Origin of the sequence: Mesorhizobium australicum WSM2073 (genome assembly GCF_000230995.2) — a bacterium.
Classification (GTDB): domain Bacteria; phylum Pseudomonadota; class Alphaproteobacteria; order Rhizobiales; family Rhizobiaceae; genus Mesorhizobium; species Mesorhizobium australicum.
On record NC_019973.1, the window covers coordinates 1,531,413 to 1,546,867 of the forward strand.

Annotated in this window: 13 protein-coding genes; 4 read left to right on the forward strand and 9 right to left on the reverse strand. The window is 63.4% G+C overall.

Translation table 11 applies throughout. From position 1 onward, the window contains the following. Nucleotides 1–9 precede the first annotated feature (9 nt). Complete coding sequence (locus MESAU_RS07330) at nt 10–831, reverse strand: ABC transporter permease (protein ID WP_015315421.1); 822 nt, start codon at nt 829–831, stop codon at nt 10–12. Beyond that, a complete protein-coding gene (locus MESAU_RS07335) occupies nt 828–1,745 on the reverse strand; it encodes an ABC transporter permease (RefSeq protein WP_015315422.1) in 918 nt (305 codons plus the stop codon). The genes MESAU_RS07330 and MESAU_RS07335 overlap by 4 nt, the downstream gene beginning before the upstream one ends. Nucleotides 1,746–2,013: 268 nt before the next feature. On the opposite strand from MESAU_RS07335, the gene MESAU_RS07340 reads away from it, so the two are divergent. Next, entirely contained in the window at nt 2,014–3,429 is a 1,416-nt protein-coding gene (locus MESAU_RS07340; protein WP_015315423.1) for an aminotransferase, read from the forward strand. Between the two features lie 112 nt (nt 3,430–3,541). Here MESAU_RS07340 and MESAU_RS07345 read toward each other — a convergent pair whose 3' ends face one another. Beyond that, a complete protein-coding gene (locus MESAU_RS07345; protein WP_015315424.1) occupies nt 3,542–4,744 on the reverse strand; it encodes an aromatic ring-hydroxylating oxygenase subunit alpha in 1,203 nt (400 codons plus the stop codon). 413 nt (nt 4,745–5,157) lie between these two features. Between MESAU_RS07345 and MESAU_RS07350 the strand changes: the two genes are divergently transcribed. Further along, nucleotides 5,158–5,565, forward strand: coding sequence for a hypothetical protein (locus MESAU_RS07350; RefSeq protein ID WP_041163657.1), 408 nt, complete (start codon nt 5,158–5,160; stop codon nt 5,563–5,565). A gap of 130 nt (nt 5,566–5,695) precedes the next feature. Here MESAU_RS07350 and MESAU_RS07355 read toward each other — a convergent pair whose 3' ends face one another. Both MESAU_RS07355 and MESAU_RS07360 read right to left on the reverse strand, forming a co-directional pair. After that, nucleotides 5,696–7,783, reverse strand: a complete 2,088-nt coding sequence (locus tag MESAU_RS07355; protein WP_015315426.1) for a PAS domain S-box protein — start codon at nt 7,781–7,783, stop codon at nt 5,696–5,698. Nucleotides 7,784–7,859: 76 nt separating this feature from the next. After that, nucleotides 7,860–8,633 (reverse strand): response regulator, encoded by a 774-nt coding sequence (locus tag MESAU_RS07360; RefSeq protein WP_015315427.1) that lies wholly within the window; start codon nt 8,631–8,633, stop codon nt 7,860–7,862. A 45-nt stretch (nt 8,634–8,678) separates the two neighbouring features. Between MESAU_RS07360 and MESAU_RS07365 the strand changes: the two genes are divergently transcribed. Next, nucleotides 8,679–9,380 (forward strand): response regulator transcription factor, encoded by a 702-nt coding sequence (locus MESAU_RS07365; protein ID WP_015315428.1) that lies wholly within the window; start codon nt 8,679–8,681, stop codon nt 9,378–9,380. Nucleotides 9,381–9,453: 73 nt separating this feature from the next. Here the strand turns inward: MESAU_RS07365 and MESAU_RS29945 are convergent, their stop codons facing one another. Together MESAU_RS29945 and MESAU_RS31785 are read right to left on the reverse strand one after the other, a co-directional pair. Then, complete coding sequence (locus MESAU_RS29945) at nt 9,454–9,621, reverse strand: hypothetical protein (protein ID WP_015315429.1); 168 nt, start codon at nt 9,619–9,621, stop codon at nt 9,454–9,456. Between the two features lie 255 nt (nt 9,622–9,876). Continuing rightward, nucleotides 9,877–10,155 carry a hypothetical protein gene (locus MESAU_RS31785; RefSeq protein WP_245262949.1) on the reverse strand — a complete coding sequence of 93 codons (279 nt, stop codon included), beginning with the start codon at nt 10,153–10,155 and terminating at the stop codon, nt 9,877–9,879. A 175-nt stretch (nt 10,156–10,330) separates the two neighbouring features. Here MESAU_RS31785 and MESAU_RS07370 point away from each other — a divergent pair, with 175 nt between their 5' ends. Then, the gene (locus MESAU_RS07370) at nt 10,331–10,786 is read left to right on the forward strand and encodes a L,D-transpeptidase (RefSeq protein WP_015315431.1); all 456 of its coding nucleotides are present in this window, start codon (nt 10,331–10,333) and stop codon (nt 10,784–10,786) included. Nucleotides 10,787–10,891: 105 nt separating this feature from the next. Here the strand turns inward: MESAU_RS07370 and MESAU_RS07375 are convergent, their stop codons facing one another. Further along, nucleotides 10,892–13,975, reverse strand: coding sequence for an efflux RND transporter permease subunit (locus tag MESAU_RS07375; protein ID WP_015315432.1), 3,084 nt, complete (start codon nt 13,973–13,975; stop codon nt 10,892–10,894). After that, nucleotides 13,972–15,351 carry an efflux RND transporter periplasmic adaptor subunit gene (locus MESAU_RS07380; protein WP_015315433.1) on the reverse strand — a complete coding sequence of 460 codons (1,380 nt, stop codon included), beginning with the start codon at nt 15,349–15,351 and terminating at the stop codon, nt 13,972–13,974. The genes MESAU_RS07375 and MESAU_RS07380 overlap by 4 nt, the downstream gene beginning before the upstream one ends. Nucleotides 15,352–15,455 lie beyond the last annotated feature (104 nt).

A 15,455-nucleotide genomic window follows, 5' to 3' on the forward strand; every position in this document is an offset into this window, starting at 1 on the left:
CGCGGCTGCTCAGGCATAGAGGCCTCCCTCGTTCTGGGTGCGTCTGGCCGCGCGGCGACGCAAGATTTCAGCAATTGTCATCAACAGGAAAGAGGCAACCAAAAGCAGCGTGCCCAGCGCCAGCACACCAGGCAGTTTCGAGGCGAAACGCAACTGGCCCCAGATGTAGATCGGCAGCGTCGCCTCGGTGCCGGTGAGGAAGAAGGCGATGATGAATTCGTCCAGCGAGATGGTGAAGCAGACCAGCAGGCTGGAAATGATCGCCGGCGCCACCATCGGCAGCGTCACGCGCCGGAAAGTGCCGAAGGCGCTTTCGCCGAGATCGGCGGAGGCTTCCTCGAGGCTGCGGTCGAAACCCTCGAAGCCGGAAGTCAGCACCGTCATCGAATAGGGAATGCAGACCAGGACGTGGCCGAGCACGACGGTGAACAGCGAAAGACTGAGGCCCAACTGCAGCATCACCAGCAGCATCGAGATGGCGACGATCACTTCGGGCAGCACAAGCGGGGCCATGATCAGACCGTTGATGGCGCGGCGGCCGGGATAGCGGTAGCGGGTGATCGAGCGCGCGGCGAGGATGCCGAGTACGGTGGAGAGGATGGCTGCCGAGACGCCGACGATCAGGCTGTTCCAGGCGGCATCGAGCAGCGCCGGCGTGCGCGGCAGGTCTTCGTACCATTGCAGGGTGAAGCCGGTCAGCGGGAATTTCGGCGTCGCCGCCGTGTTGACCGAGAAGATCGGCAGGAAGATGACGGGCAGATAGAGGAAGACGATATAGAGGAACGCATAGGCCGACAGCCAGCCGCCCGGCAGGAAGCGCCGCGCCTTCATCGCGCCATCCTTTGCAAGCCGCGGATGATCAGCACCGTGGCGCCGGCCATCAGAGAGACGATCAGCATGGTGGTGACGGAAAGTGCGGCACCGAGCGGCCAGTTGGCGGCTTTGCCGAACTGCGCTTGGATGGCATTGGCGATCATGACGCCATCCTTGCCGCCGACGAGCTTTGGCGTGACATAGTCGCCGACAGTCGGGATCATGACGATCAGCGCCGCGGAAATGATGCCTGGCGCCGACAGCGGCAAGGTCACGCGCAGGAACGACCGGAAGGGTCCATCGCCAAGGTCGGTGGCCGCTTCGACCAGCGTGCGGTCGACCTTCTCCAGGGACACGAAAATCGGCAGGATGGCGAAGGCCGCCCAGGCATGGGTGAGCGTGATGATGACGGCGCTCGAATTGTAGAGCAGGGCGGTCGACGGTTCGTCGATGATGCCCAGACCCATCAGGCCGGAATTCAAGACGCCGTTATAGCCCAGGATGACCTTCCACGACATCACGCGCAAGAGATAGCTGGTCCAGAACGGGATGGTTATGAGGAACAGCCACAGGCTCTTGTGACGGCCGCCATGGAAGGAAATGAAATAGGCGATCGGGTAGGCGAGGACGACGGTGAACAGGCTGACCGTCAGCGAGATGTAGAGCGAGCGCCACAACAGATCGCGGTAGATCGGCTCGGTCAGTGCGACGCGATAGTTTTCCAGCGTGAAGGTGCGGTCGATGGTCAGGTAGTGCTGCGTCCAGAAGGAATGGGCGATGACCACCAGGATCGGCAGGACCAGAAGGATGAGAGCGTAGAGAAAGGTCGGGCTGATCAGGGCAAAGCCTTGTACAGGCTCGGATTGCAGAAGGGCATTTCGTCTGGCCCGCGTCAGGCCCAACGGGGGCGACCCTTCCGCAGCCACCGTCATTGCCAGACTCCGGGGGGACGGGCTCCGGGTGTGATCTCGATTGCTGGCCTGGACTGTCCCGCCATACGGCATCCCATTGGGCTGGCGCCGGCTATTGTTCCCCTTGCCGGCTTTCTTTCATCATGCGCGCATCCGCCGATTGAAATCAAGCGCTAATTCTGCAATATTGATTGAACGGACATTCAAAATCGTGTGAGCAGGGCGGCGATTTCGGCCATGGCGAACCGGATTGATGCCCGAAAAATTCGGGGATGATGTGGAGGCGATGATGGCGACGGTGAGGGATCTGAAGGCACGCGAAACGGCTGGCCCTGGCGACGATGCGGTCGGGCTGGCCAAGCGTCATCTCATCCAGCCCTGGCCCTACGCCGGTTCCGTCGGTTCGGAGGCGCGCGCGCTGATCGGCGAGGGCGATGGCGTCTACATTACCGACAGCACCGGCAAGCGGCTGATCGACGGCCCGGCCGGCATGTGGTGCGTCAATGTCGGGCATCGCCGCGAGGAACTCGCCAGGGTGATGTACGACCAGGCGATGGCGCTGTCCTACAACACGCCCTGGTACACGATGAACGCGCCGTCGGCGGAGCTTGCCAAGCGCATCGCCGGCCATGCCCCAGGCGACCTCAGCCACGTCTTCTACACCACGGGCGGTTCCTCGGCGGTCGAGACGGCGCTGCGCTTCATGCAGTTTTACAACAATGTGCGCGGCCGGCCGGAAAAGAAGCTGATCCTGAGCCGTGGCGGCGCCTATCATGGCTCAACCTATCTCTCGGCCTCGCTCAATGGCCGCCCGCGCGACCGCGACTGGATGGATGGCGCCGACGAACTGGTGGTCAAGCTCGCCTCCCCCGACCCGTTCCGCCGGCCGAAAGGCATGAGCATCGCCGCTTTCACCGATTTCCTTGTCGACCAGTTCCGCGATACGGTCGCGCGTGTCGGCGCCGACAGAATAGGCGCGTTCGTCGGCGAACCCATACAGGCGTCCGGCGGCGTCATCATTCCGCCGGACGGCTACCTCAGGCGCATCCGCGAGATCTGCCGCGACAAGGATATTCTTTATATCTCCGACGAGGTGGTGACGGGCTTCGGACGTCTGGGCCATGTCTTTGCCTCGGGCGACGTGTTCGGCATCGACCCCGACATGATCACTTTCGCGAAGGGCGTCACCTCGGGTTATTTCCCGCTTGGCGGCGTCATCATCTCGGAGCGGCTGCTGGAGGAATTACGCCGTTCCAACCATCCCGACGCGATGTTCGGCCATGGCCTGACCTACACCAGCCATCCGGTCGGCTGTGCCGTGGCGTTGAAGAATCTCGACCTGCTGGAAGAGAGCGTGCTTGCTCACACGCAGGCGGTCGCGCCCTATTTCCAGGCGCAATTGAAGACGCTGGAAGAGCTGCCGCTGGTCGGCGAAGTGCGCGGCGTCGGGCTGATGGGCTGTGTCGAATGCGTCGCCGATCGCGAAAGCAAGGATCCGCTGCAGCTCGACAAGGATGTCGGCAAACGCATCGACGCCCACTGCCACGAGCTTGGCCTGCTGGTGCGGCCGCTGATCAACATGTGCGTTATGTCGCCGCCGCTCGTCATCACGCGCGAGCAGATCGACGACATGGTCGGCATCCTGCGCGAGGGTATTTCACGCACGATGGAAGATCTCAGGAAAGAGGGTGTGTGGCAGGGGTGAGTTTCTTCCTTCTCCCCGTTTTCACGGGGAGAAGGTGCCCGAAGGGCGGATGAGGGGCAGCGCTGACGGGGACAGGGGCGCTGTCATCGGGACTTGGCCAATCAGCAGGTTGTCATGCCCGGCTCCGCAGCGCGTCGTTCAAATTCCACATGTCCTTTTCTTCCGGCGCTGTTTCCAGGCCCAGCACCGGAACCTGCTTGCGCAGGTGGTCGTGGTGGGTGCGGACGCCATATTCGAGGTCGGAGAGATAAAAGCCCCCGAAAGCCTCGGACAGCATGGATTCGTTCGACCAGACCGAGAGCTGCACATCTTCCGACATGGTGTCGCGATCGATGCGGAAGGAGAGGTAGCGGGCGGCGGCCTGCTCTCGGCTCTCGTCGCGATAGCGATAGATGGCGCCGCGCAGCAGCGTCTCACCCGTCGACAGCGGGAACTCCTGATAGAACTGCACCGATTCCGGCATCACCGACAGAACGGCGTTGGGGAAGATACCGTAATAGACCCAGGCCTTCCTGAGATGGTCCGGCAGATGCGTCGGCTCCGGCGCGATCTTGACGTAGTTCTTCACGCTCCAGCGGCGGCCGGCATGCGGGTTGTAGGTGGCGAAGGAGCGTGAGACGCCATTGACGAAGGGCTCGTCGAAATAGGTGGCGCCATAGAGATCCTGCAAGGCCGGATGCGCCATGGCGACATGATAGCCTTCATTGTCGACGTCGCGCACCGACTTCCAGTTGACCGGCGTCTTCTGGGTCCAGATGCCCCAGGAAGGCACCATGTCGGCGGCCTTGTAATGCGCGAATTCGGGCTCGATCGGCCTCAGCAGCTCGGCGACGGAGGGTTGTGGCCCGCCATTGCGGAAGCGGATGAAGATGAAGCCCATCCAGATTTCGAGGTCGAGCGGCATCAGGCCGAACTCGGTCTTGTCGAGGTCGGGGAAGGAGCGCGGGCGGGCGGCACCGCGCAGCGTGCCGTCGAGATTGTAGACCCAGCCGTGGAACGGACAGACCAGCGCGTTCTTGCAATTGCCCTGGCTGTCGGCCACGACGCGGCTGCCGCGGTGGCGGCACATGTTGTTGAAACCGCGCACCACGCCGTCCTTGCCGCGCACGATCAGGGCGCGTTCGCCAATGACATCCATGGTGAGGTAGTCGCCGGCGTCCGGGATGTCGCAGACATGCCCGACGATCTGCCAATGATTGCGGAACACATGCTCTTTCTCCAGTTCGAGAAGGGCGTCGGAATGGTAGCTCCAGCCCGGCAGTCCCCGCCGGTCCCAATCGTTCGGGATTGCCACGTCACGGAGGTGCGGGTTCATAAAACGTCTCTTCTTTTATTGAATATGCATTCAATATAATCATATTTTGCATTGAAATGCAATGGCTTGTGGAAATGTGACTGTTCCGCAGCGAAAATGTCGGCGCTGGTTCCATGGGAATCCCGCGCCGTTGCGGGCTTCGAAAACCCCGGAAAATCCGGATCTTAGCCAGAGTTCCGTAACTGCCCCCGATCGCTGGCTCGCGCCGCCAATCGTTCACGCGGCTACCGGTCGTGCACGCCTTGCAACCGCCACCCCCCGGGCCAAAACAGCCAATGACCGACCCTGCCCGGTTTTGCCCGTATCGATGTTTCAATCCGGTTACATTGCCAAGCTCTCGTCACCTTTGCACCGTTACAAGGCGCGATTAAATTCGTTTAATCGCAAAAAGAAAATCAACGAAGGGGATGATGATGCATGCGAAAGTCCAGATCACCAGCGGCAACCGCTTTCAAGCTCCAGAGCGCGCTGACCGCCGCCCGAAGCTGGCCCTTCGCCAGCGCGCCAGCGACCACCCGATGGGAATGTTCATGGCGCTGGCTGCTTGCGCCTTCGCCGGCATGGCGTTCACGCCGACGGTCGGCCCAGCCTTCGCTTCGTTGAACCCGCCCGCCAACGTCATCGAAGGCGCGCCGACCACGACCACGACCGCCCGCCTGCCTATGCCGGCAATCGATTTCGCCTGCAGGGGGCAGGCCTGGGGCGCCGAGAGCGTGGATTGCCTGCGCGCCATTGCCGAGCAGTCCGGAACGCACAAGATCCGCGCGATCCGCATGATCGCCAACGCCGCGCCGCTGACCAGCACGCCCAACATCTTCTGATTTCTGCCTCTGCGTTTCTGCCGGGGCATGATCCCGAAACCGGTTCCCGTTTGGGGATCATGCCCTACCTCCCCGAGCGCTTCTCGGCGCTCGCTTCGGCTCCCGCCGCGATGTCGGCCGGGAGCCTTTTTTATGCTTTCAACGCGGCCTGCTCGGCAATGGTCGAAAGCACGCTGCGTACATCCAGCGTGCTGAACGGTTTTTCGAGGATCTGTGGCCGCTGCTGCGCCGGCAAGGCTTCGACTTCCGCCTTCGCGCCGATCAGGTCGCCGGTGACGAGCACGAAACGCCGCGCCAGGTCGGGCCGTTCGGCGAGCAGTTCGCGGTAGATCGAAATGCCTGAGATGCCGGGCATGCGCAGATCCGAAAAGACGATATCGGGGGGCATGTGGCCACCCAAGGTGGCGGCGCCCGATTCCCAGAGCGGCGCGATCCGCGACTTGATGCCCATCAGTTCGAGAATATCGGACAGGGAACCGGCGACGTCAGGCTCGTCATCGATGATCAGCGCATGGCGCAGGCCGCTCGATCGCGGCTGGCTTTCGCCGGCGGCGGCGATGCCCGCCGAGATCGCCGGCAACTGGACGACGAAACGCGCGCCTCTCGGCAACACCTCCTCGAACCAGACATTGCCGTTGTGTCGTTCGATGATCGATTTCGAGATCGACAGGCCAATGCCGGTGCCGACGCCGACCGGCTTGGTGGTGAAATAGGATTCGAAAATGCGCGAACGGATGGCTTCGGGAATGCCGGGCCCGTTGTCCTCGACCGAGAAGCCGGGATTGCCCCGATCGCTGCGGAAGCTCCGCACCTTGATCAGGCGGTCGCCGGCGACGCCGGCCAGGGCATGCTGGCTGTTGATGAGGAAATTGGCCGCCACCTGTGTCACGTGGTCGGCATCGGCCATGGCGAGCAGCGGACCCGGCGCGAAATCGGTATCGATGACGATGCCGCTCGATCGCGCGCCGTAGGCGGTCACTTCGAGAGCGGCGCGGATCACCTGGTTGAGATCGGTCTCGGCCTGCGCCGCCGGATGGAGGCGGACCATCGACAGGAAGCTTTTGACGATGCGCCCGCAGCGCTCGGCGGCGGCACGAACCTTTTCGGCCCGGACCTTGGTCTGCGGATCCGAGGCGAATTCATGCAGCAGCGTCGACTGGGCCACGACGACGGCCAGCGGATTGTTGAGTTCGTGCGAGACGCCGGCAAGCAGCGAGCCCATCGCCGCCATCTTCTCGTTCTGGTGCAGCTTCTCGCGCTGCCGGTTGATCTCTTCCTCTGCCCGCAGCCTGTCGCGCAGGTCGCGGATCGAGCCAAAGATCAGGCGGCGGTCGGCGACCCGCATCTCGGTCGCCGTCAGTTCGATCGGAAACACCTCGCCGGCGGCATTCTGCGTCACGGTCTCGAGTCGCTGGCCGACCATCGGGGCGCCGCGGCCGGACATGTAGTCGGCGCCCGAGGCATAGCCCTTGCGGTAATATTCAGGAACGACCGTGTCGAGCAGGTCCTTGCCGAGGATATCGCTGCGCAGGAAGCCGAACATCTTCTCGGCGGCCGGATTGAATTCGATGATCGACCCGGCCTCGTCGATGACGATAATGGCGTCGAGCGAGGCCTGCAGCATGGTGCGGCGGATCACTTCGCTGGCATGGGCGTCCGAGGGGGAGTGTTCGATGGCGTCGCCTATGGCGAGGGCGATGATGTGCAGCGTCGCCTCCTCCTCGTCGGTCCATTCCCGCTCTTCGACGCAGTCATTGACGGCCAGCGTCCCCCACAAATGGCCGTGCGCGAAGACCGACACCGACAGGAACGACTTGATGTTCTGCTTCTCGAAATCGGCCCTCAGGAATCCTTCGAGGTCGCGCGTATGGCCGGCGAAAATCTTGCCCTGCCGCTCATCCTCGGCCAGCCGCTCAAGCAGCGGATCCGAATTGACGATTGACTGCATGATGACGGTCGGTGAGGCCAGTTCGCCGCCGAAGTCAGGATCGATCCAGTAGGCAGCGACCGACTGGGCGAAACCCTGGCCGGGCAATTCGCGCAGGCGGAACAGGATGCCGCGCTGGCACTCCATGGCGTGGCATAGCGTCTCCAGTATGCCGTCCATTTCGCGCTGCCAGTCGCCGGCCTCGCGCAGCCGGCGCACGACACGCACGGCGGCCATCGCCGCGCCCTGCCTGAAACCCTGCATGTCCGTGCTTGCCGTGTCGCCCATCATTGTCAGCCATTAGTCCAGAGTCACGCCAATCGATCGGCTGGCAACGGCTGCGGAGCGGACTTCCTCGGTCTGACGCTCAGCTGCCGTCGCCGGCCGGCAGCGAGAAAATATAGCCTTCGCCACGCACCGTGCGCAGGAATTTCGGGTTGGCCGGGTCCGTCTCGATCTTCTTGCGCAGGCGCATGATGCGGATATCGACGGCGCGCGACGATTCCGGATCCTCGGTGAAGCCGATCGCCTCGGAGATCGCAGCCCTGGTCAGCAGCCGGTTGGCGCGGGTCAGGAAAACCTCCAGCACGTCGAATTCGCTCTTGGCCATGTCGATCACCGTGCCGTTGGCGCCGGTGACCATCCTCCCGTCGAGATCGGCCTGGAAGGGGCCGAAAGCGACGGAGCGGCGATCCGTGCTGGCTTTCCTGTCCCGCGGCTCCGTCGGCTGGGGAACACGGCGCAGCACGCTGCGCACCCTGGCCAGCACCTCGCGCAGTTCATACGGCTTGACGATATAGTCGTCGGCGCCGAGTTCCAGTCCGACGATGCGGTCGAGCGCGGTGCCGGCGGCGGTCGCATAGATGATGCCGATCGGCATTTTCGAGCGCAGCCAGCGGCCGAGCGACAAGCCATCCTCGCCCGGCATGGCGATGTCGAGGATAGCCAGATGGAAGGACTGCGTCTCGATCAGGCCGCGCGCGGCGGCCGCGGTTTCAGCGGTCGAAACATCATAGCCGGCGGCGCCGAGATATTCGGCGACCGCGTCCCTGAGGTCGGGCTCATCCTCGACGATGACAATTCTTGCCCGCACGATGCTCTCGCTCCCACTTTCAGTGGAAAGTAGATTGGGTATAAACATGATGTCCAGCACTCATATCCGGTTGCCAGGGAACGGTTGGAAAACATGGCCGCACGAGCCGTCATTGCGCTTGTTTCCGTCGCCGAGGTCGTCGCGAGCGAGCTTGCCGACCATCTCGAGCGGCGGGGCCACGACGTGCGCCGGGCGCGGCAGCCCTGGGAGGCGGAATCGCTGCTGTCGGGCGGCGGCATCGACGTTGTCGTTGTCGGGGACAGCCTCAGCCAGGCGGAAGGGCGGGATCTGCTCAGGCGTTTTGGCGGCCAAGCTGGGGGTGGGGAGCATGGACCGGATTTCATCCTGATATGCCGGCCGGCCGATCTCCTCGACAAGGTGCTGGCGCTCGAGCTCGGCGCCGCCGACGTCGTCGAAAGTCCGCTCAATGTCAGGGAACTCGCCGCGCGTGTCGGTGGCCTGCTTTCGCGGCGCGGCAGGGGTACCCAGGAGCTGATCGTGCTGGAGAACGCAACCGTCGACCTGAGATCGGCGATGGTCATGCATCGCTCCGGTACGCAGGAGCAGCTCTCGCCCGGCCAGGTGGCGCTCCTCAGGCTGTTCCTGGCGAGCCCGCGCAAGGTACTGACGCGGGACGACATTATCGCAGCCGCGCCGGCCGAGAATGCCGACGCCTTCGATCGCTCGATCGACTCGCGCATCGTGCGGCTGCGCCGCAAGCTCGACACCGAGACCATCACCACCATACGCGGCGCCGGCTACAGGTTCGATCCGCCACGGCAATTCGCCGACTGACGGCTGTGTTTTTCTGCTGGTTCGTCGGATGAGCATCGGACTTTCCATTTTCCCGCGCCGATGCCCGCGAGGTTCAGCGCACCACCAGCAATGACGGGCCCGAGGCCATTTCGCCGCCGACGGCGAACTCGCTTGCGTGAGCGCGTTCCTTGAGCAGCACGCTGGCGAGTGCGGCAAAGCCGAGCAGGCCCTGCGCATAGAGCAGTGCGGAAAGCACGGAAGCCGCGAATTTTGTCTTCATGATCTGAATTCCCCAAAAAGATGACTGTGTAGCGGGTCGCTTCAGGAACTCCCGAAGTGCCCGCGCCGCCCACGGAGCCCCCCGTCGCGGCGCGGGCCTTCGGTCCTCTCGGCAGCAAGTTGCCGGAGGGGCCGCGCAATGCCAGCAGCCGAAGGCCAACCCGCCAGAGGGCCTTCAACCGGGCGATGCGCAGGCTGGAAACGATCCAGACCGTGGCGCAAACAGGGCGACGTAGGGTCGAAATCTCGCTCGAACTCATCGCCGCCAGCCGCGCACGGGGCCGCCGGCAATGGTGCCGCCGCCGACAGCCGCCGCCGTGATGCTGATCCTGGAGAGCCAGGAGCGTATGTTCGTTTTCGTTCCCTTGGTCGTTGCCGTCTGCTTTCGTTGCGTCAACTTTTGCATCCGGTCGGTATCCGGATCATGCCGCCCAAAGCCGCACTTTGTTGCAGATTGGTTTCGGATTGAGACAAACTCTTTCATGTAGGAGACAACTCGAACTTTCGTTTCGGGATGAATGCCTGTGTCCTTCATCCTTGGCCCCGTGTCCGGAATGGAGCGCCATCAAACAGGGTGATTGTCCTGTTAATCAGCGGAAACAGATTCGAAACACAAACGAGCATTTAGCGAAGTCTTTCCGAAACATGCCGCTGGGATAAGCCGCGTCATCAAATTGGAGCCGGCCGGGCCGGCAGAGAGAGGGGACATCATGCACACCGCCATTTCCGCAAAGTTCATCAACATCACCGCCGCCGCGCTCATGGGCAGTGCACTTCTGTTCGGCGCCAACGCCGCCCATGCCGCCAACAGCATCGTTGCCCGCGTTTCGCTGTCGCAGCAGGTCATGGAAGTCTCGGTCGACGGCCGGCCGACTTTCGCCTGGAAGGTTTCCACTGGCGACAGGGCGCACGTGACGCCGACCGGCTCGTTCAAGCCGACGCGCATGCATGAGATGTGGTACTCGAAGAAATACGACAACGCGCCGATGCCACATTCGGTGTTTTTCAGCGGCGGCTACGCGGTCCACGCCACCTATGCCATCAAGCGCCTCGGCCAGCCCGCCTCGCATGGCTGCGTACGGCTGCACCCGGACAACGCCGCCGATTTCTACCAGCTCGTCGAGACGTTCGGAGCGGCCAACACCAGCATCGTCATCGTCAAGTAGCAGGCAGGTTGCCGCATTCGGCCATGTGCCGGAGTTGCTGGAGCGATCGCCAAAAAAGAGGCCGGAGAAATCCCGGCCTCTTTTTTGTGTCTTGCGCCCCGTGCCTCAGCTCGGCAGCGCCGGCATCAGCTTGGGATCCGGCTTTTCCGCCAGATGCGGCAGGTCCTTGCTCGCGATGAAGGTGTAGAACATGGGCACGACGAAGAGCGTGAACATGGTGCCGACCAGGATGCCGGTGAAGATGACCAGGCCCATCGAATAGCGGGCCGCGGCACCGGCGCCGCTGGAAACGATCAGCGGCACCACGCCCAGCGCCATCGCCGCCGTCGTCATCAGGATCGGCCGCAGGCGCACCTTGGCCGAGGCGATGATGGCGTCACGCCGCCGCATGCCATGCAGTTCACGCTGCTGGTTGGCGAATTCGACCAGCAGGATGCCGTGCTTGGTGATCAGGCCGATCAGCGTGATCAGTCCGACCTGGGTATAGATGTTGAGCGTGCCGAGGCCCAGATTGAGCGGCACGATCGCGCCGAAGATCGACAGTGGCACCGCCATCATGATGATCAGCGGATCGCGGAAGCTTTCGAACTGCGCCGCCAGCACCAGGTAGATGACGATGACGGCCGCGCCGAAAGCGATCAGGATCGTGTTGCCCTGTTCCTTCTCCTGCCGGGACTGACCGGAATAATCGATGAAGAAAGTGTCGGGCAGGCTCTCCCTGGCGATGTCCTCGAGCACTTTCAAACCGTCGCCCGTGGTGACGCCGGGCAGCGGCAGCGCCGAGATCGTCGACGAATTCAGCTGGTTGAACTGCTCGATCGCCGCCGGCGACGCATTGTTCGAAATCGTCACCACGGCCGACAACGGCACCATCTCTCCCGTCACGCTGCGCACGAAGTATTCGCCGAGCTTTTCAGGGTTGTCGCGGAATTCCTGCGGCACCTGCGGGATGATGTCATAGGAGTTGGAGTCACGGTCGAATTGCGCCACTTCGGCACCGCCGACCAGCAGCGTCAGCGTCCGGCCGATATCGGCGATCGGCAGGTTGAGCGCGGCGGCGCGGTCGCGATCGATGGTCACCGTCACCTGCGGTGCGTCATAGGCCATCGAATTCTGCACGACGATGAAGCGGCCCGAGGCCTGCGCCTTGTTCTTGATTTTCTCGGCTTCCTCGTAGACCTGAGCGGAATCGCCGGTCGAGCGCACCACCATGGAAATCGGCAAGCCGCCGCCAGAGCCCGGCAGAGTCGGCGGCGCGAAGACGAAGGCCTGGACACCCGCCACCTTGGCGATACGAGCCGTAATGTCGGCCTGCAGCTCCTTCGAATTGCGCTTCCGCTCCGCCCAATCCTTGAAGGCAAAACCGACGAAGGCGCTGTTGGTCGTGCCGCCGAAGGCGACGGCCGAGAACTGCGCCCGGGTCTCGGGAATGTCCTTCACCAGGCCCAGGATCTGATTGACGTAAGTCTCGGTGTAATCGGAGGTCGCATAGCGCGGCCCCGTCACCAGCGAGAGCAGGAAGCCCTGATCCTCTTCCGGCGCCAGTTCCGTCGAGGTTTTGGTGAACATGAAGCCGGTCACACCGACAAGTGCCAGCACGATGAGCAGCGTCAGCGGGCGATAGTTCAGAGATCCGGTGACGGCGCGCTCGTAGACATGCTCGACGCGCGCGAAAGTGCCGTCGACGATACGCTGGAAACGGCCGGCATTGCCGGGCTTCAGGAGGCGCGCCGACATCATCGGCGTGATGGTGATGGCAATGATGCCAGACAGCACCACCGATCCGGCGAGCGTCACCGCGAATTCGCGGAACAGGGCGCCGGTCAGGCCGCCGGTGAAGGCCAGCGGCGCGAACACGGCGGCCAGCGTCATAGTCATGGCGACGATGGCCGACGCGATCTCACGCATGCCGCTGAAGGCCGCCTGCATGGGTGGCATGTGATCCTCTTCCATGTGGCGGTGGATATTTTCCACCACCACGATGGCGTCGTCGACCACAAGGCCGATCGCCAGCACCATAGCCAGCAGCGACAGAAGGTTGATCGAATAGCCTACCGCGAACAAAAGGAAGCAGACGCCGATCAGCGACAGCGGGATGGTGATGATCGGCATCAGCACCGAGCGGAACGAACCGAGGAAGAGGAGGATGACGACAACGACGATGGCGACCGCCTCGCCGATGGTCTTGAACACTTCGTCGATCGAGGCGCTGATCTGTCCGGTCGCGTCGTAGACGACTTCGATCGTCATGCCCTTCGGCAGCGTCTCCTGAATCTGCGGGACGAGCTTGGTGAGTGCCGCCGCCGTGGTCAGCGGATTGGCTGCCGGGGTCGGGAAGATGGCGAGGAAGGTGCCGGGCTTGCCGTTGAAGGAAACCCTGGTGTCGGTGTTCGCGGCGGCCAGTTCGACGCGGGCCACGTCGCGCAGGCGCACGACATTGCCGTCGGTCGAGCGCAATGGCAGCGCGGCGAAGGCTTCCGGTGTCTGCAGCGTCGAGCGCACGGTGATCGACGAGACGACATATTCGTTCTGGGTGTTGCCGGGCGCCGACAGGAAGTTGGAATTGTTGATCGCCGCCAGCACTTCGGCCGCCGTCACGCCGCGCGCGGCAAGCCTGACCGGGTCGATCCAGACGCGCATCGAGTATTCCTGGGCGCCGAAGATCTGCACGTCGGCGACGCCTTCGACCGTCGACATGCGGGGCCTGATGACGCGCTCGATATACTCGGTCAGCTGCTCCTTGGTCATGTTCGGATTCTGCATCGAGATGTACATCATCGCGAACTGCTGACCCGTACCCTTGACGATGACCGGGTCCTTGGAGGCGTCCGGCAAGGTGCCGCGTACGCCCTGGACCTTGGACAGCACTTCGGTCAACGCGACGTCTGGGTTGGAACCGAGCTTCATCTGCACCGTCACGGTGCTGGAGGACGGACGGCTGGACGAGGTGACGTAGTCGATGTTCTCGGTCGAGGCGACGGCGCGCGCGATCGGGGCGGAAATGAAGCCCTGGATCAGGTCGGCGCTGGCGCCCGGATAGGCTGTCGTGATTGTGATCGCGGTCTCGTCGACCTTCGGATACTGCCGGATCGACAGGTTGAAGATGCCCTGGAAACCGAGCAGCAGGATCATGCAGGCAAGAACCGTCGAAAGGACGGGCCGGCGGATGAAGAGATCGGAAAAGCTCATTGCTGGTCGGCCTGCTTGTTCGCCGATTTGGTCGGGTCGATCGTGTTGTCGACGTTGACGGTCATGCCGTTGAAGAGGCGGTTCTGGCCCGCGGTGACGACCTCGTCGCCGGCCTTCAGCCCTTCGACGATCTCGACCATGCCTTGATTGCGGCGGCCCGGCTTGACGAAGACCTGTGACAGCACAAGCGCCGGTTTGTCGCCTTCCGCCGCCGGCTTGGCCGGATCGGCCGCTGCTGGCTTGGCGGCATCGGCAGCGGCCTTGTCCGCTCGCTTGGCTGCGTCGGCGGCCGGCTTCATGGCATCGGCGGCGGGTTTCATGGCGTCTGCCGGCTTGGCGTCTGCCGCATTGGCATCCGCAGGCTTGGCATCCGCTGGCTTGTCAGTGGCCGCCGCCGGCTTTTCGTCCGGCTTGGCTGGCTGCGCCGGGGCTGCCCCGGCGGGCTTCGCCGGCTGCACCACGAATATGTAGTCGCCATAGAGGCTGGTGGTCAGTGCCGTCTGCGGCAGTGACAGCACGTTCTGCTCCTCGGGCAGTTCGACACGCACCTGCACGAACTGACCTGGGGTCAATTTGCCTTCGGGATTGGCAACTTCCGCCCGGATGTTCACCAGCCGGCTGGAGGGGTCGATCTTGGGGTCGATGCCGCGAATGGCGCCGGCAAAGGGCATGTCGTCGCTGCCGCCAAGGCCCAGGCGGACCGTCTGGCCAATCTTGAGCAGCGGCAGCTGCTGTTCGGGAACCGAGAAGTCGACCCGCATCGTGTCGAGGTCCTGCAGCGTCACCACCGCGGTGCCGGGTGCCAGATACTGGCCGAGGTCGATCCTCGGAATGCCGACCGTGCCGGCGAAAGGTGCGGTAAGCTGCTTCTGGTCGAGCACGGCCTGCAGCCTGGTCACCTGGGACGCCGAAGCGGACGCCGCCGCACGCGCCGTGTCCAGCGTCGAGTCGGAGCCAACACCACGCCTTGTCAGTTCGACGGCGCGGGTCAGCGTGGTCTGATCGAGTGCCGCCTGCGCCTTCTGCGCATCGAGATCAGCGCGCTCGACGGCGTCGTCGAGTTGCAGCAGCACTGCGTTGGCCGCCACCTTCTGGTTGGCATGGAAGGCGATTTTCTTGACGATGCCGGCGGTCTCGACCGTCAGGTCGACACCGCGCACGGCCCGCACCGTACCGATCGCCTCGACGCCCGGTGTCCAGTTCGACGGCTTGGCGATGGTGGTCGACACGGTCGCTGCCGGCGGCTTCATGGTGGCGAAATACTGCTTGATGCCGTTGTCGCGCAGGAAGTTGAAACCGACGATCCCGCCGACCACGATGACGAGCACGGCAAGGACCACAATAACGATAAATACACGGAGTATGCGCTTGAACAAGGAAGTCCCCTCAGTCGAAAATCCGGCGCGAAGCGCGGACATCGGGACACATATCGACTGCGGGTCCCGATTTCAAATAGTGGCGATCTTACTGTACCGTCTGG